The sequence below is a fragment of the Achromobacter sp. 77 genome, from assembly GCF_020541125.1.
In the GTDB taxonomy this organism is placed as follows: Bacteria; Pseudomonadota; Gammaproteobacteria; order Burkholderiales; family Burkholderiaceae_B; genus Achromobacter; species Achromobacter mucicolens.
In genome coordinates, this window is the sequence record NZ_CP059848.1 from 3,741,295 (window position 1) to 3,766,846 (window position 25,552).

Consider the following 25,552-nt stretch of genomic DNA (forward strand, 5'->3'; position numbering starts at 1 on the left):
CCCGGCGGCGGCGTCCGGCGCAGGGCGAACCTCGCGCCCCCGCCGCGAGTGGCGGGCGTTAAACTACGTCGTTACACACTGAATGGACGTCCCCCGAAGTTATGGCCCGATCCCGCAGCCAATCCGCTCCCCGCATGACCCGTGACGCCACCCGGCTGGTCGCGCTTGCCCAGTCGCTGAATCGCTCGGGCAGCCGCGTCGAAGACGTCTTTTGGGAGACCCAGCTTGGCGAAGCGATCCCGAAGCTGCTCAAGGCCGGTCAGGACGCGCCGCTTGAAGCGGCGCTGGACCACCTTGCCCAAAGCGACGTAGGCGCCTACGAGGTCCTGATCGAACAGGCCGAAACCCTGTCCGAATCGATGACGATCGAGAAAAACGGCGTCCGGTACGACGTACTGCTGATCGTCGCGCCCATCGTCGCCTGGACCCGCTATGCCATTCCGACCGGCCCGATTTCCGCCAGCGCGCAGCAGGCCCTGCTGGCGCAGCTTCATGGGCACGTCCTTTCCAGCAACGCGCGCACCGCGCTGATGCCCATGCTGGTCAGCGTGGACCAGATGCCGCGCACGTTCTCCGAGACCTGGCAGTGGCTGCAACGCCTGGGCGCGCAGGCGCTGGGCGCCGAAACCACCAAGCCGGCGCTCAATACCGACACCGAAACGGCCAACATGCTGGCCGACACGCGCTATATCGTCGGCACGGTGGCCGTGCCCGAGGGCGAGCCGATCTTCCGCTGGCAGGAACACGTGGGCGATGCCGACGCCAGCCGCGATGCGTGCCTGGCGCAATGGGCGGCGCAAGCGCAGCCCACGCTGGCCGGGCTGCTGCCCGGCTGCGGTTTTGAAGCCCTGCTGCCCGATGCCTACTACGTCAGCAATCGCGAAGCTGATCGCCAGGTTCGTCCGCTGTCGCTGCGCGCGGCGGTCAGCTGGCTCGAAGGCGCCGTCAACCTCGAAGCCGCGCAATTGCGGGCCGTCGTGGCCGGCTGCGGCGAAGGCCGCATCGACGAATACCGCATCGGCTTTACCGCGCGCAACAGCAACGATGTGTACTACGGCTGCGTCTGGCCGCTGTACGGCCGCGAGGAAGACCTGGTCATGGACGAGGGCCAGCCCGACGTGGTCGACGAGATCGCGGCGCTGCTGAAGGAATACGGCGTGACCGACGTGCGCCGCATCCCCGGCGTGCTGCCGCCCGAATACTGCGAGGACTGCGGCGCGCCCTACTTCCCCAATCCCCTGGGCGAACTGGTGCACGCCGAGCTGCCCGAGGACGCCGAGGCCGCGCCCGCCCAGTTCCACTAGGCCTGCCATGCAAGCGGACATCTTCTGCCGGGTCGTCGACAACTACGGCGACATCGGCGTGTGTTGGCGCCTGGCGCGCCAGCTTGCGCGCGATTTCCACTGGGATGTCCGCCTGTGGGTCGATGACCTGGCCAGTTTCGCGCACATCCAGCCCGGCATCGTGCCGGGCGCCGCGCGCCAGCAACTGGCAGGCGTCGATATCGTGCACTGGCCGGAAACGCCCGACGCCGCGCTGCAGGCGCGCGACGTCGTGATCGAAGCATTCGCGTGCGACCCGCCCGAAGCATTCATCGCGTCCATGCGCCGCACCCATCCCGTCTGGATCAACCTGGAATACCTGAGCGCCGAGGCCTGGGTCGAAAGCTGCCACGGCCTGCCGTCGCAGCGGCCGGACGGTCTGGTGAAGCACTTTTTCTTCCCCGGCTTCACACCGGCCACCGGCGGCCTGCTGCGCGAGCCGGCCCTGGCCGCGGAACGCGAAGCGCTGCAAGGGTCGGCCGGCTTGCAGGAGGCCTTCCTGCGATCGGCCGGGGTGCCGGACGATGCGCTGGCCCTGCGGCGCGATGGCGCCCGTACCGTGTCCCTGTTCTGCTACCCGTCCGCGCCGGCGGGTGAACTGGCGCAGGCGTTGGCGGCAGATGCGCGTCCCACCCTGCTGCTGGTTCCGCAAGGCGTCGCGCCGGCGCTGGAAGCCGCCTGCCAGACGGCAGGATCGCCACGCGTCGTCCGCCTGCCCTTTCTTGCCCAGCCCGATTACGACCGCCTGCTATGGTGCGCCGACCTCAATTTCGTGCGCGGCGAAGATTCCTTCGTGCGCGCCGCCTGGGCCGCGCGCCCGCTGGTCTGGCAGATCTATCCGCAGGACGAAAACGTCCATCTGGAAAAACTGGAGGCCTGGCTGGCACGCTATCCGTCCCCCGAATCCGCCCATGCGCTGATCCGCGCCTGGAACCAGTCCGAACCAGGCCGCACGGCCCCGGCCATCACGTCCGCGCTGGCGCCCGACGCCTGGCAGGCATGGGTGGACGCGGCGCACGCCTGGAACGCCAGCCAGTCCGCGCTACCCGGTCTGGCGGAAAATCTGGCCGCATTCTGCGCAGAGTTGGCCAAGAAACGCTAGAATAGAGAGTTTTCTGAGTCGCCCTGAATGTGTCGGGCCTCAACTATGACGCCTCCCGGGGTGTGCAAAAGCCTGATGCGGCTTATGCAAGCACGGCGAGTGCACCCATCACCCCCGGAGTTTTATCGATGAAAACCGCTCAGGAATTGCGAGTCGGCAACGTGGTCATGGTCGGCAAGGATCCCCTCGTGGTCCAGAAGGCCGAATACAACAAGTCGGGCCGTAACGCCGCCGTCGTCAAGCTGAAGTTCAAGAACCTGCTGACCGCCTCGGCCAGCGAATCGGTCTACAAGGCCGACGAAAAGTTCGAAGTCGTTCAACTGGATCGCAAGGAATGCACGTATTCCTACTTCGGCGACCCGATGTACGTCTTCATGGACGAAGAGTACAACCAGTACGAAATCGAAGCCGAAAGCATGGGCGACGCCCTGAACTACCTGGAAGAAGCGATGCCCGTGGAAGTGGTCTTCTACGACGGCCGCGCCATCTCGGTTGAACTGCCCACCACGCTCGTGCGCGAAATCACCTACACCGAACCCGCCGTTCGTGGCGATACGTCGGGCAAGGTGACCAAGCCGGCCAAGATCAACACCGGCTACGAACTGAACGTGCCGCTGTTCTGCGCCATCGGCGACAAGATCGAAATCGACACCCGCACGAACGAATACCGCAGCCGCGTCAACAACTGATCCGGCCCAGCGTCAAAAAAGCCAGACCTTGCGGTCTGGCTTTTTTTTTTACTGCAGCCGTTCGTCGTCCAGGAAGTCGGGCACGGCCATGACTTCAATGCCGTCCTCGGCGAGGGCTTCGCGTTCTTCGACCGTGGCGGTGCCGCGGATCGGGCGGTCGTCGGCATCGCCTTCGTGGATGCGGCGCGCTTCTTCGGCAAACCGCGGGCCGACGTTTTCAGTGCTGCGCACCAGCGCCCGCACCTGACGCATGACGGCAGCCTGCAAGGCGGCCATCTTTTCGGCGTCGGACGCGCCGGGCGGCACCAGGGGCTGAGCGGCAGGCGCATGCAGGTGCGCGACGTTCAGGCGGGGCGCGGACAGGCGCTTGGTGATGGTGGCCGACCCGCAGACCGGACACGTGACGAGGCCACGCGCCTGCTGCGCATCGTAGTCTTCGTGCGACCCGAACCAGCCTTCAAAAATGTGGCTGTGGTCGCACTCGAGGTCAAAAACTTTCAGTGCCATGGCGGGTATATGGAGTTCCGCACGCAGAATACAAGATTTGACTGGCCGGCGCTGCAAGACGTCCCCACTTCTGTCGGGACGCCTTGATAACCGGATCAGGCCGCTTCGGGCGGCCCGAAGTGCAGGCGCGGCACCGCGGCCAAGAGGCGGCGGGTGACTTCCTGGCGCGGCGCCAGCAACACCGCCTCGGCCTGTCCCAGTTCGACGATGCGGCCCTTGTCCATGACCGCGATGCGATCCGCCAGGTATTCGACCACCCCGAAATTGTGGGTGATGAACAGATAGGCGATGCCCAGTTCGGCCTGCAGTTCGCGCAGCAGGTCCAGGATCTGTGCCTGCACCGATACGTCCAGCGCCGATGTGGGCTCGTCGCAGATCAGCACCTTGGGTTCGACGGCCAGCGCGCGGGCGATCGCGATGCGCTGGCGCTGCCCGCCCGAGAACTCGTGCGGATAACGCGTCAGCGTGTTGGCCGGCAACCCGACCCGCTCGATGAGCTGCGCGGCGTGCTTCTCGCGGTCCGGCCGGCTCATGCCGCGCTTGAGCGACGCCAGCCCCTCGTCCAGGATCTCGCCGATGCGCATGCGCGGGTCCAGCGACGCATACGGGTCCTGGAACACGATCTGGATGTCCTGGCGCAGGCGCTGCAACTGGCGCCGGTCGGCGGTCAGCAGGTCCTGGCCTTGCAGCATGGCGCGGCCCGACACCCGCGCGCCGTCGATCAGCCGCAGCAGCGCCTTGCCGGTGGTGGTCTTGCCGCAGCCGGACTCGCCCAGCAAGGCCAGGGTTTCGCCCGCGCGCAAGGTGAAGGTCACGCCGTCCACGGCCTTGACCCACGACACGATGCGGCGCAGCGGCCCCTTGCGCACCGGGTAATGGACTTTCAGGTCCTGCACGTCCAGCACCACGCCGCCCGCCTTGGCCGGTTCGCCCCGCGCGCGCTCCTGCGCGGCCGCGGCGCGACCGTGTTCGGTCAGCGGCACGCCGCGCTTGTCGAACGTGGGGATGGCTTCGAAGAGCTGCTTGGCGTAGGGATGACGCGGCGCGCGGAAGAATTCCTCGGCGCTGGCGCTCTCGACGATCTCGCCGCCGCGCATCAAGGCGACGTGGTGCGCCACGTTCTTGACCACGGCCAGGTCATGCGTGATCAGCAGCACGGCCATGCCCATTTCCTGCTGGATGGTGGCCAGCAGGTCCAGCACCTGCGCCTGCACCGTCACGTCCAGCGCAGTGGTGGGCTCGTCCGCGATCAGCAGCAGCGGCTCGGCCGCCAGTGCGATGGCGATCATGACGCGCTGCTTCTGGCCGCCGGAAAACTGGAAGGGATAGTCGTCGATGCGGCGCTCGGGCTCGGGGATGCCGACCCGGCGCAGCCAGTCGATGGCCCGCGCGCGCGCCGCCGCCCCGCGCAGGGGCGTGTGCGCGGTCAGCGTCTCGATGATCTGGTCGCCCACCCGCATGACCGGATTCAGGCTGGTGGAGGGTTCCTGGAAGATGATGCCGATACGTCCGCCGCGCACGCCGCGCATGGCGCTCTCGGGCAGGCGGTTGAGGTCTTCGCCGTCCAGTTGGATCTGCCCGCCCACGATGCGTCCGGCATCCGGCAGCAGCCGCAAAAGCGCCAGCGCGGTCATGCTCTTGCCACAGCCCGATTCGCCCACCAGCGCGAAGGTCTCGCGCTGGGAGATGGCCAGCGCCAGGCGCTTGACCGCGTGGGTGATGCCGGTTTCGCCCGCGACGTCGACATCCAGGCCCTGCACGGTCAGCAAAGGGGTGCCGTCGCTCATGGCGCCTCCCCGGTCTTGGAGGCGCGGCCATCGGCCGCCAGCATGGCTTCCGGACGGCGGCCCATAAAGCCCAGGCGCGCGAGGCGGCTGGGCTTGTAGCGGCGTGTGCGCGGATCGAAGGCATCGCGCACCGCGTCCGCAAACAGGTTGGCGGCCAGCACCAGCGCCAGCATGAAGATGAAAGCGGTCATCAGGTTCCACCAGATCATGGGATCGCGCGACATTTCCAGCCGCGCGCCGTCGATCATCGAGCCGAAGGAGTTCATGCTGGGATCCACGCCGATGCCCAGGTAGGACAGCACGGCCTCATACAGAACGAGCCCCGAGAATTCCAGCACCACGGTGATCAGGACCAGATGCGCGACATTGGGCAGCAGGTGGCGCGTCATGATGCGCCAGTGCGAAACGCCGAACGCGCGCGCGGCCTGCACGTATTCCAGTTCGCGCAGCTTGAGGGTCTCGGCGCGCAGCAGACGACACAGCCCCGCCCAGCCCGTCAGCCCAAGAATCATGCACAAGAGGAACAGGCGCAGGTCGGCGCGCGCGGCGGACGTGTCGAAGAGGTCGGAATGGTTGTCGATGTACACCTGCATCATCAGCGCGCAGGCCGCCACCAGCAGCACGCCGGGAATCGACGTGATGGTGGTGTAGAGGTACTGAATGGCGTCGTCGACCTTGCCCTTGAAATACCCGGCCGCGATGCCGAAGACGATGGCGGGCGGCAGCATCGCCAGCGTGGTGAGGCTGCCGATGACGAGCGCCGTGCGGATGCTTTTCAGCGCCTGCCACAGCACGTCGTTGCCGATGCGGTCGGTGCCCAGCGCGTGGTAGCCACTGGACAGGCCGGCCAGCGCGCCCACGGCCAGGCACAACAGCGCAAAGGTGATCGTCATGGCGCGCCACGGAATGTCGGCCCGGCCGGCCAGCAGTTCCTCAGCGGCGTGGGACGCCGACCCGGTGGCGCGCGCCAGGCAAGCGAACAGCAGCACCGCGCCCGCCAACGCCACGGCCAGCCCGGCCGCCAGGCCCCAGCCCAGCCGCATGGCGATGTCGCCCGCGCGCTCCTTCTCCGGGTCGGTCAGGTGCAGCGCGGCGCCGCGCAGCCGCGGAAAGTCGCGCACCGGCTTGTCATCGACCAGCATGGTCTCTTTGGTGAACTGATGGGCGGCCAGCGGCTCGGAATAGGTTTTTTCGGGGCGGGTCAGCACGGTGCCGGCCAACAGGCCGTCCAGCGCTGACCGCACCGCCGGCGCATACACCGGCGGGGCATCGGCGGCGGCGCCCGGTGCGGGCGGCAGCAGCGGACGGTAATGCACCGAATCCAGCAGGCCGATCACCGAAAACGCGACCAGAATGACGGCCGAGCACATGGCCGGGGTGTCGCGCGCCACGCGCGCCCAGGTGGCGCGCAGGTTGGGACTGCGGCGCACGTGCCAGACGTATGCCAGCGCGCCGGCCACCATCAGCCACAGCGCGATATCGGTCCAGAGAAAGACGAACTTGGGCATGGCGGCTACTCGAAACGCACGCGGGGATCGGCCAGCGTGTAGGAAATGTCGGCCAGGATCAGCCCCACGATGTACAGGGCCGCGCCCAGGAACACCATGGCGCGCACGATCGAGAAATCCTGCGCATTGATGGCGTCGATGGTGTAGCTGCCCAAGCCGGGAATGCCGAAGAACGATTCGGCGATCAGGCTACCCATGAACAGTAGCGGCAGCGCGGCCACGGTGCTGGTCAGGATGGGCAGCATCGCGTTGCGCAGCACATGGCGGAACAGCACGACGCGCTCGGCCAGCCCCTTGGAACGCGCGGTGCGCACGTAATCCTTGCCGATTTCTTCAAGAAACAGCGTGCGGTAAAAGCGCGCCTCCGGCCCCAACCGCGACACGATCGCCACCAGCACCGGCAGCGCCAGGAACTTGATCACGTCCAGGCCGCCCGAATAGCCCGAAAATGGCACCAGCCGCAAGAGCTTGGCGAACAGCCATTGGCCCGCAATGATGTAGAACAGGCTGGATATCGATAGCAGCATCACACAGAGCACGACGCCCCAGAAATCCAGGCGCGTCGCCCGGAAGTACACCAGCGTGAGCGAAAACACGATGCTGGCGAACAGGCCCAGAAAGAAGGTGGGCACCGCCAGCGCAAGGCTGGGTCCCATGCGCGTCTTGATCTCGCGGCCGATGTCGCGGCCGCCGTCGGAGGCGCCAAAGTCCATGACCAGCAGCGGCACCGAGCGCCGGTAGAACACCGTGTCCGTCAACTGCGCCGTGCCCTGGGCCTGGGCATTGAAGAAAAGCGGCTTGTCGTAGCCGCGCTCGGCCTTCCATTTTTCGACGGCGTCCTGGCTGACGCGCTGTCCGCCGATGGCCAGCCGCGCCATGTCGTCCGGCGTGTTCACGGCGAAGAACAGGATGAAGGTAAAGAGATTGACGCCGATCAGAATCAGCACGCCATACAGCAGCCGGCGGATCACATAGCCGATCATGATTGATGCTCCTTGCGTTCGGGCGGCACGAATGCCGTCTGGCGTTCACGCCGCTTGAGCGCCACGTACGAAGGCCAGATCGCCAGCGCCAGCAGCAGGATGAAAACGCCGATGGGCCACCAGATGGGCGAATTCCATTCGTCGATCTTCTGCTGGCGCAAGGCCGGATCGATCTTCATGTACTGCAGCGTGTTGCGCACCATCTGCGTAGGCTTGGCGTTGCCGACCCACTGCTGGTAGGCCCCGCCCGACATCGGGAAGTAGCCGAACATCCACGGCGCATCGCGCTGGACGACGGCGATCATCCGGGCGATCAGTTCGGCCTTTTCGGGGCCGTCGTCCAGGAATTTCATTTGCTCGAACAGTTTGTCGAATTCGGGGCTGGCGTAGTTGGCCGCGTTTTCGCCACCGCCCTTGGCCTTGGCGTTCGGGCCGTAGAGCAGGAAGAGGAAGTTTTCGGCGTCGGGGTAGTCGGCGTTCCAGCCCCACAGGAAGATCTGCGCGGCGCCGCGCAGCATCTTGTCCTGGAAGCGGTTGTAGTCGGTGGCGCGCACGTCGAGCTGCACGCCGATCTTGGCCAATTGGCGCCGCATCCAGTCGAACTGCGGGTTGGACCCGCCGCCGCTCATCGAGTCAAAATACAGCACCAGCGGCGCGCCCGTCTGCGCGTTCCGGCCATCGGGGTAGCCGGCCTCGGCCAGCAGCCGCTTGGCCACGTCGATGGACTTGCGCACGGGCTTGCCATCGACCAGGTCATACACCACCGGATTGATGCCTTCGGGCGGGTCGCGATAGCCCAGCACGCCGGGCGGCACCGGGCCATACGCGACGGACGCCTGGCTGTTCTCGAACACGGCCACGTATTCTTCCCAGTCGAAGGCGATGCTGATCGCCTGGCGCAGCTTGCGGTTGCGCTCCTGTTGTTCGGGCGTGTCGCCCTTGCCCACCACCGGATCCAGCCAGTTAAACCCCATGTACCAGTTGGCGGTCTCGACCGTGGTGGGCAGCTTGATGCCGTGTTCCTGGTATTTGCGCGCCTTGTCCTGGCTGTCGCCGGCCGCCACCAGCATCGCCACGCCGTATTCGCCGCGCTCGATCTGCGGCACGTCGTAATAGCCCTGCATGAACTTGCCGGTCAGCGGAATGGCTTCTTTTTCGACGCTGAATTCGGCGCGGTCGATGAAGGGCGTGGGCTTGCCGCAGTCGGCCAGCAGGCCGGCGGCCTTGTCGCCAGGTTCGCCTTCGCAGGGATAGGGCTCGCCGTGGTAATTGGGGTTGCGGCCCAGCACGTGGCGGCGGTTCTGCAGCGACTCGACCAGCATGTACGGGCCGGTGCCGACCGGCCAGGTATTCAGCGACAGGTCGTGCGCGGCCATGCCGGGCTGGCTGTAGAAACGGTCAGCCTCCCAGGGAATGGGCGCGGTGAAGGTCATGGCCAGCCAGTACTTGAACTGCGGATACTTGCCGTCGACGCGGATGCGCAGCGTGTGGTCATCCAGCGCCTCGACACCCTTGAAGCCGTCGTCCTCGCGCAGATCCAGCCAGGGCAGCGTGCCGCTGCCGCCCGGCACGTCGCGCCGCAGATCCTGGTCGCGCTGACGCAGCCGGTCGCCGTAGTCCTTCAGGCCGTGAACATGCTCGGCCATGAGCGAATAGATGGGCGACACGACCCGCGGGCTGGCCAGGCGCCGGAAGGCATAGGCGTAGTCGTGGGCCGTGAGCTCGCGGGTGCCTGTCAGGGGGAAATCGGGGATGTAGAACTTGTCGTCCAGTTCGCCCGGGGCGAGCGGATAGTAGGCGTAGCTGCCGTCCTGCTTGCGGGCAAAGGCCGGGTGCGGCGCAAAGCGTATGCCGGGACGGATCTTGATGTCGTAGACGCTTTGCGCAATCTGCTCGCCAGGCGCGTCCTCGGGCAGCGGGTTGCCCGCCTTGTCCAGGTAGACCGGCGGATCGATCGACGCCGCCGCGCGCGGCACCAGCTCGTAGGGCCGCTTCAGGTAGTGATACCCGTAAAGCGGCTCATAGATGTTGTAGGTGTAGGGCGTCTCGTCGCCGGAGTAGGAGCTGGCCGGGTCCAGGTATTTGGGCGAGCGTTTTACGAAAGCGGAATACAGCGTGTTCTGGCTTTCGGCGCCGGATGGATAGGGGCTGTTGATGGGGCTTTCCTGCGAGCAGCCCGCCAACGCCAGCGACAGCAGCATGGCCGACGCCCAGAGCCGCTTCAGTACACCCATGGAAACCTTCCCGTCGTTTCGTAGCGACAGAGGATAGCAAATGGGGGGCCGGGGAAGTACCCCGGCATCCCCCTAGGGACGAAATGCGAGGGTGGCGGCCTTCAGCCGCACTGGCGCTGGCGCCAGCAGTCGTAACGCCACTTCCAGGGCTGCACGGGGTCCGGACGCGCCCACAGCCCGCGGCCAGCCGCCTTGGCCTGACGCTGCAGGTCCGGCATGGCCTTGTCGCGCAGGTAATCGCCCTTGCGGGCCGTGTAGGCCCAGGCGTAGCCGGCTTCGACCTGCACGCGGTTGGCCGAGCGGCCGTCGGCCAGGATCAGCGCGCAGACATCGCGGCCATATTGGTCCTGCTCGTAGCACTGCGCCGTGAGCGTCTTGCCGGCCACCAGATCTGCCAGGTGCTTGCGCGACGCCTCGGCGTCGGGCTGGCCGGGCTGGTCCGTGCCATGGCCTTCCTCCGGCGCGTCGATGCTGTCCATCCGGATACGCCGCTGGCCGTCAGGCGCGCGCAGCGTCACGGTGTCGCCGTCCGCCACGTTCACAATCGTGCCGGTCAGCGTGAAGCTCCCCGGTGGCACACCACCCGCAGGCGCCACGGCCGACGGTTTGCCTGCGGCCGGCGCCGAGGGCTTGCCGCTTGCCGTCGGCCCCGGGCGCTGCGGCGCCGAATCCTGCGGTTCAAGCCAGTTCACGATGGCACCCGCCACCGCCAGAACCAGGGCAACGACAAGGGCGGTCAGCTTGCTGCCGCCACGAAAGGGAGATTTGGGGCGCATCACAACCAGCCGGACTTGCGGAACCGCCAGTACAGCACCGAGCAAATGGACGCGATGACGCCCAGCGTGATCGGATACCCCCACGGAGACTTCAGTTCGGGCATGAATTCGAAGTTCATGCCATAGATGCCGGCGATGGCGGTAGGCACGGCCAGGATGGCGGCCCAGGAGGCCAGTTTGCGCGTGGTGTCGTTCTGCGCCGCCTGCCCGATCATCAGGCTGGCTTCAAAGGCGAACGCCAGCGACTCGCGCAGTGAATTGAACAGTTCATCCACCCGCAACACCCGGTCGGCCACTTCGCCGAAGTAGGGCCGCGCGTGCTCGTCGACGGCGGACATTTCGACCCGCGCCAGCCGGCGGCAGATCTCGGCCAGCGGCGAGACCACCGTATGGATGCGCAGCAGGTCGCGGCGTTGACGGTACAGCCTGCGGATATCCGAGTCCTTGGCGCCGCGGATCAGGAGCTTTTGCTCCGCGCCTTCGACGACGCTCTCGATCTTGACGGCCGCCGAGACATAACGGTCCACCAGCCAATCCAGCAGTTCGGACGCCACATAATCGCTGCCGCGCTTGAGCAGGTCGGGCGAGGCCTCCAGGCGCTCGCGCAGCGGGCTGTGGCCCGCCGTGGCGCCGCGCCGCACCGTGACCAGAAAGCCGTCGCCGATCAGGAACTGCGTCTCGCCAAAGATGGGACGTTCAGCCTCGACCTCGACCGTGATGGCGACGATCAGGATCATGTTGCCGTAGTCGATGATCTTGGGACGCCGGTGGGTTTCCAACATCTCTTCCTGGTTCTTGTCGCAGGCGCCCAGTTCGCGCGCCACCTTGGCAAGCGTTTCGGGGCTGGGGTTGCGCAGGCCGATCCACAACATGCTCTGACCCTGGCGCTGGGCGACGTACTGGCCGGCTTCTGCAAGGGGGACCTCGCGGTCCCGCCGTCCGTTCACGTAGGCGATCGATGCCACGACCTCGCCCTTGGGCGCGTCGGCGGCTTGTGCTTCAGTAGACATAGACTTCCTCGGACAAATCGATCCCTGCCGCGCAGCGTGTGGTTATCGGCCGATGATAGCCCAGCCCGCTGACGGGCCGCTGGCTCAGAAAAGGCTGCGCACCCGCTTGGCCACGTCGATGCGCGGGGCCTGCGGCTCGCGCGGCTCGGCCCGTCCGGGCGGCAGGTCGGGCAGCTTGGGCAGGTGATCAAAGAGCGGCAGCATCGCATTGGTGATGAACCGCGTGCGCGAGCCATAAACGTGCCGGTCGCCCATGCCCGTCTGCTGGTGCACGTAAAAGCGCTGCGGCACGACGAGTTGAAGCCGTTCCTTGGCCCGCGTCATGGCCACGTATAGCAGCCGGCGCTCTTCCTCGATCTCTTCGGCGGTGCCCGTGCTCATGTCCGACGGAATGCAGCCATCCACGACGTTCAGCACATACACCGCCTTCCATTCCTGGCCCTTGGCCGAATGGATGGTGGACAGGATCATGTAGTCCTCGTCGCGCAGCGGCGCGCCAGATTCATCACTGGTGGCGTCGGGCGGGTCCAGCGTCAGCTCGGTCAGGAAGCGCTCGCGCGACGGGTAGCCCGACGCGATGCGCACCAGCTGGTCCAGGTCGGTCTTGCGCACGCGCGCATCGTCGTACAGGCGCTCGAGCTGGCCGTTGTACCAGCGCAGCGCCAGGTCCACGTCGGCCGGCCACTTCAGGGTGGGGTCGCACAACGCGGCGTAGGTGTCTGCAAAAGCGCCCCACTCTTCCTGGGCCGCCGCGCCGGGCTTGAATTCGCGCAGCGTGCGCAGCGGCTCGGCCGAGGCGGACATGGCGTCCATCAGCTTGCCCGCCGTCGCCGGCCCGATGCCCGGCATCAGCTGCGCAACCCGGAAACCCGCCATGCGTCCGCGCGGATTCTCGGCCCATCGCAGGATCGACAGTAGATCCTTCACGTGCGCCGCTTCCAGAAAGCGCAGCCCGCCGAATTTGACGAACGGAATGTTGCGGCGGGTCAGCTCCAGTTCCAGCGCGGCGCTGTGGCTGGCCGTGCGAAACAGCGCCGCCTGCGACTTGAGCGTCGCGCCGCCCTCGCGCTGCGCAAGCACCTGGTCAGCCACCCAACGCGCCTGGCCGGCTTCGTCGCTGACCGTCACCAGCTCGGGCATCTGCGAGGACTTGCGATCGGTCCAGAGGTCCTTGGCATAGCGTTCGGTCGCCTGCGCGATCACCGCGTTCGAGGCGTTCAGGATGGGTTGCGAGGACCGGTAGTTGCGGTCCAGCGTGATGACGCGCGCCGGCGCGGGAAAGAGATTGGGAAAGTCCAGGATGTTGCGCACCGTGGCCGCGCGGAACGAATAGATGGACTGCGCGTCGTCGCCCACCACCGTCAAGCCCCGGCCGTCGGGCTTCATGGCCAGCAGGATTGCCGATTGCAGCCGGTTCGTGTCCTGGTATTCGTCAACCAGCACGTGGTCGAATCGCGCACCCACGTCGGCCGCGATTTCCTCGTCCGACATCATCTCGGACCAGTACAGCAGCAGGTCGTCATAGTCCAGCACCTGCTGATCCTGCTTGGCCGCGACGTACGCGCGGAACAGGTTCTTGAGCTCGTCCTCCCATTGGGCGCACCACGGAAACGAGGTCTTGAGTACGTCGCCCACGGGCGTCTGGCTGTTGACCACGCGCGAATAGATCGCCAGGCACGTCCCTTTGAGCGGAAAGCGCGATTTGGTGGAGGACAGGCCAAGTTCATGGCGCACCATGCCCATCAGGTCCTCGGCATCGCCGCGGTCGTGGATGGTGAAGGCCTCGGACAGACCGATGCGCTGGGCGCAGTCGCGCAAGAGCCGCGCGCCGATCGCATGGAAGGTGCCCGCCCACGGCAGCGACGGCGCCTGCTGCGACGCGCGCAAGTTCATCACCCGCTGCAGTACCGATCCCACGCGCCGCTCCATTTCCAGCGCCGCGCGGCGCGAGAACGTCAGCAGCAGCATGCGCTGCGGGTCCGCGCCGTTCAGGATCAGGTGGGCCACGCGATGCGCAAGCGTGTTGGTCTTGCCCGACCCCGCCCCCGCGATGACCAGCAGCGGGCCATCGTTGCCGGGCGCGCCGGCCACGCCGAATTCGGCCGCTTCGCGTTGGGCGGGATTCAGGTCGGCCAACGGATCGGGCCGCTCGGCAGCTCGCGCGGCGGCGCTGTCGTGATCGGGAGTATGCGAAAGAGGATCTTGGTCTGGCATGTCGCGGAGCCGCAGCGCTGCGGCCGCAAAAAGGAAGGAGCCAAGGCTGGCTCCGGATGAACACTGTATATTTATACAGAATTTTTGCGAATCCGTCTGAACCGCCCCGGCGCCATGCCCGATTTCCCCCGCATCCTGACCGGCACCGCCTCCTGGACCGACCCCACCCTGCTGGCCTGCGGCCGCTTTTATCCGCCCGACGCCCGCAGCGCCGAATCCCGGCTGCGCTTTTACGCGTCGCGCTTTTCGCTGGCCGAGGTCGACTCCAGCTTCTACGCGATGCCCACGCCCGACAACGCGCACCGGTGGGCCACGCGTACGCCGGACGATTTCGTCTTCAACATCAAGGCCTTCCGGCTGTTTACCGGCCACCAGACGCCGCTCTCCGCCCTGCCCGGCGACATCCAGCGCGAATTGGCCGATTGGCCGGATCCGGTCATCTACCACGACCGCGTGCCCGCCGACCTGCGCGACGAACTCTGGCGGCGCTACCAGTTGGCCATCGAGCCCTTGCGGATGCCGGGCAAGCTGGGTGCGGTGCATTTCCAGTTTCCGCCCTGGATACGGCGGGACGCCCGGGGCATGGCGCGCGTGGCCGACTGCGCGCGGCGCATGGAGGAACACCTGGTGTCCGTGGAATTCCGCCACCGCAGCTGGTTCGAGACCGCCAGCGCGACGGCGGACACGCTGGCCTTCGAGCGCGATCTGGGCGTGGTGCACACCGTCGTGGACGCCCCGCAAGGCTTTGACAACACGGTGCCCGCGGTCTGGGAAAGCACCCATCCGGACCTGACGCTGCTGCGTCTGCACGGGCGCAACGCGGCCACCTGGAACGCCTCGGGGGCCGCGTCGTCGGGAAGGTTCCAGTACGAGTACTCGGAAGCGGAACTGGCCGAACTGGTCGCCCGCTTCACCCGGCTGGCCTCGCAATCGGGACAGGCCCACGCGGTGTTCAACACCAACTTCGAAGACCAGGGCATGCGCAACGCCGCCGCCTTCGCCTCGGCGCTGACGCTGCCGGGCGTGTGAACGGGTATCAGGCGCCCACCTTGGCGGCAGGCCGCGCCGCGGTCCGTGCCACTTCAGCCAGACTCTCCAGCAGCACCTCGAACTTGCGCGCGATGTCGTGCTCCGGCACACAGGCGTAGCCCAGCAGCAGCCCCGGCCGGCGTCCTTCGTCGTTGACGTAATAACGCGAGAGCGCCCGCGTCAGCACGCCCTTGCTGCGGGCCACCTCGACCACGCGCAGGTCGTCCATGTCCGGCGGCAGCGTCAGCACCAGATGCAGGCCGGCCATGCTGGCGTCGCGATGCAGCCAGTCCGGGCCCAGCCGCCGCTCGATCAGGTTGACGAGCATGGCGCGGCGGCGGCCATACAGCATGCGCATGCGGCGGATGTGCGCCGCGTAATGGCCTTCGGAAATGAACGTTGCCAGCGCCGCGTGCGTCATCAGGTGACCCTCGCGGTACAGCTCGGCGTGCGCGGCCTGGAATGCCGCGGTCAGCGGCTTGGGCAGCACCAGATAGCCCACGCGCAGACCGGGATACAGCGTCTTGCTGAACGTGCCCATGTAGATCACCGGCGCATCGGACTCCAGGCCCAGCAGCGACGCGATCGGCCTGCCCGAGAAACGGAATTCGCTGTCGTAGTCGTCTTCGATGATCCAGCTGCCGCATTGCCGCGCCACCGCCAGCAGTTGCCGCCTGCGGGCCAGCGACATGACCGGCCCCAGCGGATACTGGTGCGAAGGCGTGACGAAGATGAACCGCGGCGGCGTGCCCACGGTGTCTGGCAGCCGCATGCCTTCTTCGTCCACGGGCAGGTGCACCGTGCGCAGTCCGTTGGCCTGCAGGATGGTGCGCGCGCCCCAGTAGCCGGGGTCCTCGACCCACGCCGTTTCGCCCGCCTCGCCCAGGATGCGCGTGGCCAGGTCGATGGCCTGGTGCGAGCCTTCGGTGATGATGATCTGTTCGGGATCGCAGTCGATCGACCGGGTCAGCGCGAGGTGCTGCGCCAGCGCCTCGCGCAGCGCCGGCAGCCCGCCGCCGTAGGAATACGTCAGCAGGTGCGGCGCGGGGTTGCGCCACAACGCGCTGAAGATGCGGCCAAACTTCTTGTGCGGAAACTCGGTCAGGTCGGGCACGCCCGGCATGAACGCCCCCCATTGGTAGGGCGAGGCCGACACGCCATCGACGATGGCCGCGCCGCGCGGCGACAGCGAGGGACGCGAAGCCGCCTCGTGCGCCTGGCGCGCGCGGCGGCCGCTGGCCAGATAGGAGTCCGGCACCGACGCATTGACGAAAGTGCCGTTGCCCTGCCGGCTGCGGGTATAGCCCTCGGCGAGCAGCTGGCTGTAGACGTGCACGACCGTGTTGCGGGCAATGCCCAGCTCGGCCGCCAGGTCCCGCGTGGCGGGCAGGCGCGAGTCCGCGGCAATGGATCCATCCAGGATGGCTTCACGGATGCCGCGGTAGAGCCGCTTGTTCATGGGCTCGCTGGCGCCATCGGCCAAGCGCAGCAGCAGCAAGTCACCGACGATGGACCGCAATTGGTTCTACCTGATTTATCAAAGTGGTTCCCACAAGTGGGGCCATCGTAGCATTAAATAAGTGCTTTACCGCCCATCACTCTCATCGAGACCGAGATGAAGAATCAGGATCTGAATACCCGCCGTTCCCTGGCCACGCCGCGCGGCGTCGGCGTCATGTGCGACTTCTATGCCGTGCGCGCGGAAAACGCCACGCTGTGGGATGCCGAAGGCAAGGAATACATCGACTTCGCAGGCGGCATCGCCGTGCTGAACACGGGCCACCTGCACCCGAAGGTCAAGGCCGCGGTCACCGCGCAGCTGGACAACTTCACGCACACGGCCTATCAGATCGTGCCGTACGAAGGCTACATCTCGCTCGCCGAGCGCATCAACCGCGTGGCCCCCATCGATGGCCTGAAGAAGACCGCCTTCTTCACGACCGGCGTCGAAGCCGTCGAGAACGCCGTGAAGATCGCACGCTCGGCCACCGGCCGCTCGGGCGTCATCGCCTTCTCCGGTTCGTTCCATGGCCGCACGATGCTGGGCATGGCGCTGACCGGCAAGGTCGCCCCCTACAAGCTGTCGTTCGGCCCCATGCCGGGCGACATCTATCACGTGCCGTTCCCCAACGCCACGCAATCGATCAGCGTGGCCGATTCGCTCAAGGCGCTGGACCTGCTGTTCAAGGTCGACATCGATCCGAAGCGCGTCGCGGCCATCATCATCGAGCCCGTGCAGGGCGAAGGCGGCTTCAACATCACGCCGCCCGAACTGATGTCGGCGCTGCGCAAGGTCTGCGACGAACACGGCATCCTGCTGATCGCCGACGAAGTCCAGACGGGCTTTGGCCGCACCGGCAAGCTGTTCGCGATGGAACACCACACCGTGCAGGCCGACATCATCACGATGGCCAAGAGCCTGGGCGGCGGCTTCCCCATTTCCGGCATCGTCGGCCGCGCCGAGATCATGGACGGCCCCGCCGCGGGCGGCCTGGGCGGCACGTACGCCGGCAATCCGCTGGCCGTGGCCGCGGCGCACGCCGTGCTGGACGTCATCGCCGAGGAAAAGCTGTGCGAACGCGCCACCCAATTGGGCGACAAGCTGCGCGCCCACCTGGAAGGCCTGCGCGGCAAGGTGCCCGGCATCGCCGACGTGCGCGGCCTGGGTTCGATGGTCGCGCTGGAACTGAACGACGCGGCGGGCAAGCCCGACGCCGAAGCGGTCAAGCGCGTGCAGAAGCGCGCCCTCGACGCCGGCCTGATTTTGCTAAGCTGCGGTGTATACGGAAACGTCCTGCGCTTCCTGTATCCCTTGACCATTCCCGACGCCCAGTTCGCACGCGCGCTGGACATCTTGTCCGAGGCGCTTGCCGCTTGAGGCGCGAGCCCTGACTAACCGGTTATTCGGCCGGCGGGCATAACGATTGCGGGCGTAGCAGGTTCCCGGCTTGGATCTCAAGCCTGAACCCTGCCGCGCCCGTCGTCGCTTGGCCCGCCGCACCCATCAAGGAGACTCCCAAATGACAGCACTGTCCCATCCCCTCGCCCGTCCCGACCTGCTGCGCGACGCCTGCTACATCAACGGCAAGTGGGTTGGCGCCGGCGAAGGCGCATCGATCCCCGTCGACAATCCGTCCACCGGCAAGACCATCGTGTCGGTGCCCAAGCTGGGCCGCAAGGAAACCGAACAGGCCATCGCCGGCGCCCAGGCCGCCCTGCCCGCCTGGGCCGCCAAGACCGGCAAGGAACGCGCCGCGATCCTCCTGAAGTGGGCGCAGCTGATGATGCAGAACCAGAAAGACCTGGCTGCCATCATGACGTCCGAACAGGGCAAGCCCGTCACCGAGGCGGCCGGCGAAATCGCCTACGCGGCCTCGTTCCTGGAGTGGTTTGCCGAGGAAGCCAAGCGCGTCGACGGCGACATCCTGCAAAGCCCCAAGGCCGGCCAACGCCTGATGGCGCTCAAGCAGCCCATCGGCGTCACCGCCGCGATCACGCCCTGGAACTTCCCGGCCGCGATGATCACCCGAAAGGCCGGCCCGGCCCTGGCCGCCGGCTGCACCATGATCGTCAAGCCCGCCCAGCAGACGCCGCTGACCGCGCTGGCGCTGGCCGTGCTGGCCGAAGAGGCCGGCGTGCCGGCCGGCGTCTTTCATGTCATCACCGGCAGCTCGCGCGACATCGGCGCGGCCCTGTGCGAAAGCGACGTGGTGCGCAAGCTGAGCTTCACCGGCTCGACTGAAGTGGGCCGCACGCTGATGGAGCAATGCGCGCCCACCATCAAGAAGCTGTCGCTCGAACTGGGCGGCAACGCGCCCTTCATCGTGTTCGACGACGCCGACCTGGACCGCGCGGTCGACGGCATTCTGGCCTCAAAGTACCGCAACGCCGGCCAGACCTGCGTGTGCGCCAACCGCATCTACGTGCAGGCCGGCGTGTACGAGGAAGTCGCCAAGCGCCTGGTCGACAAGGTCAACGCCATGAAGGTGGGCGACGGCTTTGAAGACGGCGTGACGCAAGGTCCGCTGATCGACCGCAACGCGGTCGAGAAGGTGCAGGAGCACATCGCCGACGCCACCGCGCACGGCGCCAAGGTCATCGCGGGCGGCAAGCCGCACGCGAAGGGCGGCACGTTCTTCGAACCCACCGTGGTGCGAGACGTGACGCAATCGATGCGCTTTGCCAGCGAGGAAACCTTCGGCCCGGTCGCGCCGCTGTTCCGCTTCGAGTCGGAGGACGAGGTCATCGGCATGGCCAATGACACCATCTTCGGCCTGGCCGCGTACTTCTTCACGCGCGACTACGCCCGCATCTGGCGCGTGTCCGAAGCGCTGGAATACGGCATCGTCGGCATCAACACCGGCCTCATCTCCAACGAGGTCGGCCCGTTCGGCGGCGTCAAGCAGTCGGGCCTGGGCCGCGAAGGCTCCAAGTACGGCATCGAAGAGTACCTGGAGATCAAGTACCTCTGCGTCGACCTCGGCGCATGAAAACCGGCGCGCGCGGCGGCCCGCCGCGCGCGCCTGTCGACCGCGTGACCGATGGGCGCGCCGTGTTCATTCCGATACCATCCAGGCGTGTTAGATTTGCGCGTTCCCTGGAAGAGTCCGTATGAGCAGAACCTTCACCCTTGAGGACACCCGCAGGCTGGCGGCCATCCTGGCGGAAACCGCGCAGGCGGAAGTCATGCCGCGGTTTCGCAACCTGCCCGAAGGCGCCGTGCGCGGCAAGACCTCCCCGCGCGATCTGGTCACCGACGCCGACGAGGCCGCCGAACGCCTGATCGCCGCGCGCCTGGCCAAGCTGCATCCCGGCGCCGTGCTGATCGGCGAAGAAGCCTCGGCGCGCAATCCCGCCCTCTTGAACATGCTGGTCGACGCCGATCTCGCATTCCTCATCGACCCCATCGACGGCACGCGCAACTACGTCGCGGGCCTGCCGCTGTTCGGCATGATGATCGCGGCCTGCCATCGCGGCGATGTGATCGCGGGCGTGATCTACGACCCGGTCAGCCGCGACAGCGCGCTGGCGGTGCGCGGCGAAGGCGCCTGGCTGGAACTCGAAAACGGCAAGCGGGCGCCGCTGGCGGTTGCCAGCCCCGCGCCCCCGCATGACATGGACGGCATGATCTCTACCGGCGCCCTGCCCGAGCCGCTGCGCACCACCGTCAATGGCAACCTCTCGCAGTTGGGCAGCACGGCCTCGCTGCGCTGCGCCGCGCACGAATACCGCATGCTTGCTGCGGGCCATTGCCATGTGGCGCTGTACAACCAGCTGACCGCGTGGGATCACGCTGCCGGTTGGCTGCTGCATCGGGAAGCGGGCGGCTATGCGGCGCATTTCGATGGCTCGCCCTACAAGCCCACCCACCGCACGGGTGGATTGCTGTACGCCCCTGACGCCGGAAGCTGGCATGCGGCGCGCAAGGCGCTGCTGGGGGACGCATTGGAATCCATCGAGACTTGACAGGGCGCTTGAAACCACCCCGAAAAACTGGGGTTATCCCTAGGAGTTATCCCCAGTTCCTGTGGACAACCCTATGGAAAGGTCTGTAACCGGCCGAAAAAAGCGTTGCCGGGCAAGCACTTGCTTAGACCGCTCAAAAACCGGCCGACCCGCTTCTTCTTAAAGCGCTTCCAGCGCCACCGCGCACGGCAGTTCCACTTTCAGAGTCAGCAGGCTGTCGGCGCGGGTGCGTCCCAGATTGATGGCGGCGATGGGCAAGCCGCCACGCGACGCGGCGGTGACGAAGCGATAGCCCGAATACACCATCAGGGACGAGCCCACCACCAGCACCGCGTCGGCGCTTTCAAGGGCCGCATTGGCGCGCTCCACGCGCTCGCGCGGGACTGTCTCGCCGAAGAACACCACGTCGGGCTTGACGATGCCGCCGCAGCGCGGACAGGGCGGCACCGCGAACCGCGAGAAGTCGTGGCCGTCCAGGTCGGCGTCGCCGTCGGGCGCATCGCTGGCCTCCAGCTGCATCCAGTCCGGATTCAGCGCGTGCAGCTTTTCCTGCCAGTCGTGGCGGCCGCCCCGCCAGTCGCAGTTCATGCAGCGCACGGCGTCCAGGCGGCCGTGCAGGTCCACGACATCGCGGCTGCCCGCGGCCTCGTGCAGGCCGTCCACGTTCTGGGTCACCAGGATGTCGACGTTGCCGCGCGCCTGCAGACGCGCCAGCGCCAGATGCGACGCGTTGGGCCGAACGTGCCCGAAGCGGCGCCAGCCCACCATGCTGCGCGCCCAATAGCGCGCGCGGGCCGGTTCGCCGCCCATGAACATCTGCAGCGTCATGGGCGGCTGGCGTTTCCATTCGCCTTCGGTGTCGCGATAGTCAGGGATGCCCGAGTCGGTGCTGACGCCGGCCCCGGTCAGGACGAAGAGCCGCGGATGGCGGTCGATGAAGCCGCGCAGCGCGGCCAGCTCCGGAACTGCTGTATCCAATCCTCGCTCCTCGAATTGACGCACCCGCGATGGCCACACCCGCGCGCCGCAGCTCGCGCCGCGCGAGCCGCGGCCCTCAGCCGCCCAGCCCGCAATCGGGCATGTCGCTGACCAGGCTTGCCTGCGTCACATTGCTGCCCGGCGGCACGCTGCGCGTGAGCCACACATTGCCGCCAATGGTCGATCCCTTGCCGATCGTCACGCGGCCCAGGATCGTGGCGCCCGCGTAGATCACGACGTCGTCCTCGATCAGCGGGTGGCGCGCCAGGCCCTTCTTGAGTTCGCCGTTTTCGCCAGGCGGGAAGCGCTTGGCGCCCAGCGTGACCATCTGATAGAGCCGCACGCGGTCGCCGATGATGGCGGTTTCGCCAATCACGACGCCCGTGCCGTGGTCGATGAAAAAGCTGCGGCCGATGGTCGCACCAGGATGGATGTCGATGCCGGTGTCGGCGTGGGCGATCTCGGCCACGATACGCGCCAGCATCGGCACGCCCAGGCGATACAGGACATTGGCAAGACGGTGGTGGATCATTGCCGCCACGCCGGGATAGCACAGCAGCACTTCGTCCACGTTGTGCGCGGCCGGGTCGCCCTGATAGGCGGCCATCACATCCAGGTCAAGCGCGGCGCGCACGGCCGGCAGCTGGGCGCCGAACTGGCGCACGATTTCCGTGGCGCGCTGTTGCGTGTCGGCCTGCAGGGCCGGGTCGTGGCGGCCTTCGTATTGCAGTTCCAGACAGACCTGATGCAGCAGCGCATCGAGCGCGGCGCCAATGGTGTGGCCGACGTAGAAGTCCTCGACTTCCTCGCGCAGGTCGATGGGACCCAGGCGCATCGGGAACAAGGCGCCACAGAGATCCTTGACGATCTGGCGCAGGCTCTCTTGAGAAGGGAACTCGCGCAGGCCCGCATCGTCGCGCAGGCGGCCGCGCGGGCCGCGCCACGCGACGCGGGCCTCGCGCAGGCCGGACACGATGCCGTCCAGGTTCCAGTGCGCGGTGGGGAAATGGGTGGGGCCGCTCATTGCCGGGCTCCGGACAGGGAGCCGGCGGTTCCGGCAGTCGGATGGATAACGAACATGGGTTTGCCTCGCTGACGGTGCGAAGCCCCCGGGGCAAGGCTCCGGGCAATGCTGCTTCGCAATAATTCCGTCAACTGTAACCGCTCTGGCGCGCAGGCCGAAAGTCATCCGATATGGCGTTGGGGTTATGCCGTTGCCGGCTCGACCTCGTAGCCCTGCGGATTGCCCTGCTGCCAGCGCCACCCGTCCGCGCACATGGCGTCCACGCCGTGCGTGCTGGACCAGCCCAACAGCGACGCCGCCAGCGCCGGATCGGCCCACATGCGCTCGACATCGCCCGGCCGCCGCGGCAGGACGCGCAGCGGAATCTTGCAGCCATTGACGCGCTCGAACGCGTGCACCAGTTCCATCACGCTGGTGCCCTGCCCCGTTCCCAGGTTGACCGCCACGAACCCCGGATGGGTTTCCGCATAGGTCAGCGCCTGCACATGGCCGCGCGCCAGATCCATGACGTGCAGGTAATCGCGCACGCCGGTGCCGTCGGGCGTGTCGTAGTCGTCGCCGAACACGCGCAGAAACGGCTGGCGCCCCACCGCCACCTGCGTGATGAACGGAAAAAGATTGTTGGGCAGGTCGCGCGGGCTCTCGCCGATCAACCCGCTGGGATGCGCGCCGATGGGATTGAAGTAGCGCAGCGTGACGGCGCTGAAGGCGGGATCGGCCACGCAGACGTCCTTCAGCATTTCCTCGACCATCAGCTTGGTGCGGCCATAGGGATTGGCCGGCGCCAGCGGATGGGCCTCGGTGAACGGCAGGTACTGCGGTTCGCCATACACCGTGGCCGACGAGCTGAACACCAGCCGCGACACGCCCGCCTCACGCATGGTGCGCAAGAGGACGAGCGAACCCTGCACGTTGTTGTCGTAATACTTGAGCGGGTTCGCCACCGATTCGCCCACCGCCTTGCAGCCGGCCAGGTGCAGCACCGACTGCACGGGCATGCCGCGCGCCGCCGCCTGCGCCAGCACGCCGGCCACCAGCCCGGGCGATCGGATGTCGCCTTCGACCAGCGGGATCGGCGTGCCGCAAAGCTGCTCCACGCGGCGCACGGCCTCGCGGCTGCCGTTGCTGAAGTTGTCCAGCACCAGCGGCCGCAGGCCGGCGGCGATCATCGCCACCAGCGTGTGGGTGCCGATATACCCTGCGCCGCCCGTCACCAGCACGTGCGTGTCCGGCATGTCGATGCTCCGTCAGAGATGGGCCGCCATGCCCGGCACCCACGCATGGCGGGGACGCGGGGCCTGCGCATGGCTGCGGTAGCGGTCGATCCAGTACGACGTGGAGGCATCATGGCCCCAGTCGACCACGCCCGCCGACACCGGCACCGCCAGCTCGCGCTCGATGCCGCTGGCAAGCCGCTTGCCCAGTTCCACGCCGTATTGGTCGAAGGGGTTGATGCCCCAGACCACGCTCTGCACGAACACCTTGTGCTCGTACAGGGCCAGCAGCGCGCCCAGGCTGCGCGGATCGAGCTGGCGCAGGACGATCAGCGTCGACGGCCGGCCGCCCGGATGCACCATGTGCTGCGCCAACGTCAGCGCGCGCTCCTGGTTGTCGATGTGCGCCACGTCCAGCATCGCCTGCTCCAGGCTCTTGCCGCGCAACAGCGCCTGGCGCTGCGCGAGGCAATTGGCCAGCAGCATGCGATGCGCATCGGGGCTGTCGGCGTGCCCTTGCAGGCTGGCGATGAAATCAACCGGCGCGCCTTCCTCGCTCTGATGCAGCCACTGGAAGAACGTATGCTGGCCGTCGGTGCCCGGCATGCCCCAGATGATGGGGGCCGTCGGCACGCCAACTGCCGCGCCATCGCCCGCGACCCGCTTGCCCAGCGATTCCATCTCCAGCTGCTGCAGATAGGTCACCAGGTGCAAGAGGCGCCCGCTATAGGCCGCGACGTTCAGCGAGTTGAATCCCAGCACGCTGCAATTGACCAGCCCGGCCAGCGCCAGTTGCACCGGCGCGTTGGCCGCGAACGGCGTCTGCAGGAAATGCTGGTCCATCGCCTCGGCGCCCGCGCGCATGCCGATCAGCACGTCCACGCCCACCGTCAGCGCGATGGACAGGCCGGCGACCGACCAGACGGAATAGCGCCCGCCCACCCAGTCGCACATCTTGAAGACCTGGCTGGAAGGCACGCCCAGCGCACGCGCGGCCGGCGCATTGGCGGTGACGGCTGCCAGATGGTCGGACACGTCGGCCACCCCGCCCTGCTTGAGCCATGCAATGGCGGCGCGGGCGTTGTGCAGCGTTTCCGTCGTGGTAAAGGATTTGGACGACACCACCACCAGCGTGCGGCGCGGGTCCAGCCCGGCCACGGCGTCATGGAACGCATGGCCGCAGATGTTGGAGACAAAGCGGATCTGCCGGCGCTGCAGCGGTCCGCCGAAGGCCTGCACCGCCAGGCGCGGGCCCCAGTCGCTGCCGCCGATGCCGATGTGCAGGACGGCGGAGAAGTCCGCCGTCTGGTCCACGCGCCGCACAAAGTCGGTCATGCGCGAATACTCGCAGACGGAATCCGCGTCCTGCCCTTCGGGCTGTTCGCGCGTGCGTCCGGCGCGCAGCGCGGTATGCCACGCCGCGCGGTTTTCAGTCCAGTTGACCGGTTCCCCGGCAAACAGCGCGCGGCGCGCCTCTTCCAGCCCGCGCGCCTGCAGCAGCGCCATGCCGGCGCCGTCCAGCGACGGCGACTGGCGTTGCATGGTCAGGTCCACGCACAACCCTGCCGCCTCGATCACCTTGAGCGCACTGGCGTCCAGTTCGGCATTCTGCGCAGCCTGCGCGAAAGCCATCCACTCGGGGCTGTTTGCCAGTCCGGAGTCTGCCCTTAACGCCTCAATCGCCTGTTGAGCCTTTCCCATCGCGTGAT

20 protein-coding genes are annotated in these 25,552 nt (G+C 67.2%); 7 read left to right on the forward strand and 13 right to left on the reverse strand.

Translation table 11 applies throughout. The features are described 5' to 3' along the window. Positions 1-101: 101 nt before the first annotated feature. The 3 genes from H4P35_RS17260 (at position 102) to efp (ending at position 3,113) form a co-directional block, all read left to right on the forward strand. The gene (locus H4P35_RS17260) at positions 102-1,304 is read left to right on the forward strand and encodes a DUF2863 family protein (protein ID WP_226846343.1); all 1,203 of its coding nucleotides are present in this window, start codon (positions 102-104) and stop codon (positions 1,302-1,304) included. Positions 1,305-1,311: 7 nt separating this feature from the next. Continuing rightward, positions 1,312-2,424 (forward strand): elongation factor P maturation arginine rhamnosyltransferase EarP, encoded by a 1,113-nt coding sequence (gene earP / locus H4P35_RS17265; RefSeq protein ID WP_226846344.1) that lies wholly within the window; start codon positions 1,312-1,314, stop codon positions 2,422-2,424. A gap of 128 nt (positions 2,425-2,552) precedes the next feature. After that, positions 2,553-3,113: an elongation factor P gene (efp, locus tag H4P35_RS17270; RefSeq protein ID WP_006225610.1), complete on the forward strand. Its 561-nt coding sequence runs from the start codon at positions 2,553-2,555 to the stop codon at positions 3,111-3,113. A 48-nt stretch (positions 3,114-3,161) separates the two neighbouring features. On the opposite strand, the gene H4P35_RS17275 is transcribed toward efp, so the two are convergent. The 8 genes from H4P35_RS17275 to H4P35_RS17310 all read right to left on the reverse strand — a co-directional run bounded on the left by H4P35_RS17275 (position 3,162) and on the right by H4P35_RS17310 (position 14,132). Beyond that, positions 3,162-3,620: a DUF1178 family protein gene (locus H4P35_RS17275; RefSeq protein ID WP_056323766.1), complete on the reverse strand. Its 459-nt coding sequence runs from the start codon at positions 3,618-3,620 to the stop codon at positions 3,162-3,164. A 95-nt stretch (positions 3,621-3,715) separates the two neighbouring features. Continuing rightward, complete coding sequence (locus H4P35_RS17280; protein WP_062839151.1) at positions 3,716-5,407, reverse strand: ABC transporter ATP-binding protein; 1,692 nt, start codon at positions 5,405-5,407, stop codon at positions 3,716-3,718. Continuing rightward, a complete protein-coding gene (locus tag H4P35_RS17285; RefSeq protein ID WP_062839152.1) occupies positions 5,404-6,915 on the reverse strand; it encodes an ABC transporter permease in 1,512 nt (503 codons plus the stop codon). Before H4P35_RS17285 ends, H4P35_RS17280 begins: the two co-directional genes overlap by 4 nt. A 5-nt stretch (positions 6,916-6,920) precedes the next feature. Then, positions 6,921-7,898 carry an ABC transporter permease gene (locus H4P35_RS17290; protein WP_056323758.1) on the reverse strand — a complete coding sequence of 326 codons (978 nt, stop codon included), beginning with the start codon at positions 7,896-7,898 and terminating at the stop codon, positions 6,921-6,923. Further along, entirely contained in the window at positions 7,895-10,132 is a 2,238-nt protein-coding gene (locus H4P35_RS17295; RefSeq protein ID WP_226846345.1) for an ABC transporter substrate-binding protein, read from the reverse strand. Before H4P35_RS17295 ends, H4P35_RS17290 begins: the two co-directional genes overlap by 4 nt. A gap of 101 nt (positions 10,133-10,233) precedes the next feature. Beyond that, positions 10,234-10,911, reverse strand: a complete 678-nt coding sequence (locus H4P35_RS17300) for a thermonuclease family protein (protein WP_180098308.1) — start codon at positions 10,909-10,911, stop codon at positions 10,234-10,236. Continuing rightward, entirely contained in the window at positions 10,908-11,918 is a 1,011-nt protein-coding gene (locus tag H4P35_RS17305; protein ID WP_152384954.1) for a magnesium and cobalt transport protein CorA, read from the reverse strand. The genes H4P35_RS17300 and H4P35_RS17305 overlap by 4 nt, the downstream gene beginning before the upstream one ends. A gap of 84 nt (positions 11,919-12,002) precedes the next feature. After that, positions 12,003-14,132, reverse strand: a complete 2,130-nt coding sequence (locus tag H4P35_RS17310; RefSeq protein WP_226846346.1) for an ATP-dependent helicase — start codon at positions 14,130-14,132, stop codon at positions 12,003-12,005. Positions 14,133-14,246: 114 nt separating this feature from the next. On the opposite strand from H4P35_RS17310, the gene H4P35_RS17315 reads away from it, so the two are divergent. Beyond that, on the forward strand, positions 14,247-15,161 hold the full coding sequence (locus H4P35_RS17315) for a DUF72 domain-containing protein (RefSeq protein WP_226846347.1): 915 nt from the start codon (positions 14,247-14,249) through the stop codon (positions 15,159-15,161). 7 nt (positions 15,162-15,168) lie between these two features. Here the strand turns inward: H4P35_RS17315 and H4P35_RS17320 are convergent, their stop codons facing one another. After that, positions 15,169-16,680 carry a PLP-dependent aminotransferase family protein gene (locus H4P35_RS17320; RefSeq protein ID WP_370638930.1) on the reverse strand — a complete coding sequence of 504 codons (1,512 nt, stop codon included), beginning with the start codon at positions 16,678-16,680 and terminating at the stop codon, positions 15,169-15,171. 96 nt (positions 16,681-16,776) lie between these two features. On the opposite strand from H4P35_RS17320, the gene H4P35_RS17325 reads away from it, so the two are divergent. The 3 genes from H4P35_RS17325 to H4P35_RS17335 all read left to right on the forward strand — a co-directional run bounded on the left by H4P35_RS17325 (position 16,777) and on the right by H4P35_RS17335 (position 20,627). Beyond that, the gene (locus H4P35_RS17325; RefSeq protein ID WP_152384956.1) at positions 16,777-18,039 is read left to right on the forward strand and encodes a 4-aminobutyrate--2-oxoglutarate transaminase; all 1,263 of its coding nucleotides are present in this window, start codon (positions 16,777-16,779) and stop codon (positions 18,037-18,039) included. A 142-nt stretch (positions 18,040-18,181) separates the two neighbouring features. After that, on the forward strand, positions 18,182-19,651 hold the full coding sequence (locus tag H4P35_RS17330; RefSeq protein WP_226846348.1) for an NAD-dependent succinate-semialdehyde dehydrogenase: 1,470 nt from the start codon (positions 18,182-18,184) through the stop codon (positions 19,649-19,651). Positions 19,652-19,772: 121 nt separating this feature from the next. Beyond that, positions 19,773-20,627 carry an inositol monophosphatase family protein gene (locus tag H4P35_RS17335; protein ID WP_152384957.1) on the forward strand — a complete coding sequence of 285 codons (855 nt, stop codon included), beginning with the start codon at positions 19,773-19,775 and terminating at the stop codon, positions 20,625-20,627. Between the two features lie 159 nt (positions 20,628-20,786). Here the strand turns inward: H4P35_RS17335 and H4P35_RS17340 are convergent, their stop codons facing one another. The 4 genes from H4P35_RS17340 to pgi all read right to left on the reverse strand — a co-directional run bounded on the left by H4P35_RS17340 (position 20,787) and on the right by pgi (position 25,544). Continuing rightward, on the reverse strand, positions 20,787-21,605 hold the full coding sequence (locus tag H4P35_RS17340) for an NAD-dependent protein deacetylase (RefSeq protein ID WP_180098306.1): 819 nt from the start codon (positions 21,603-21,605) through the stop codon (positions 20,787-20,789). Between the two features lie 76 nt (positions 21,606-21,681). Next, entirely contained in the window at positions 21,682-22,629 is a 948-nt protein-coding gene (gene epsC / locus H4P35_RS17345; RefSeq protein WP_056323730.1) for a serine O-acetyltransferase EpsC, read from the reverse strand. A 182-nt stretch (positions 22,630-22,811) separates the two neighbouring features. Continuing rightward, positions 22,812-23,864 (reverse strand): UDP-glucose 4-epimerase GalE, encoded by a 1,053-nt coding sequence (gene galE / locus H4P35_RS17350; protein ID WP_056323728.1) that lies wholly within the window; start codon positions 23,862-23,864, stop codon positions 22,812-22,814. A gap of 12 nt (positions 23,865-23,876) precedes the next feature. Next, the gene (gene pgi / locus H4P35_RS17355) at positions 23,877-25,544 is read right to left on the reverse strand and encodes a glucose-6-phosphate isomerase (protein ID WP_226846349.1); all 1,668 of its coding nucleotides are present in this window, start codon (positions 25,542-25,544) and stop codon (positions 23,877-23,879) included. Between the last annotated feature and the right edge of the window lie 8 nt (positions 25,545-25,552).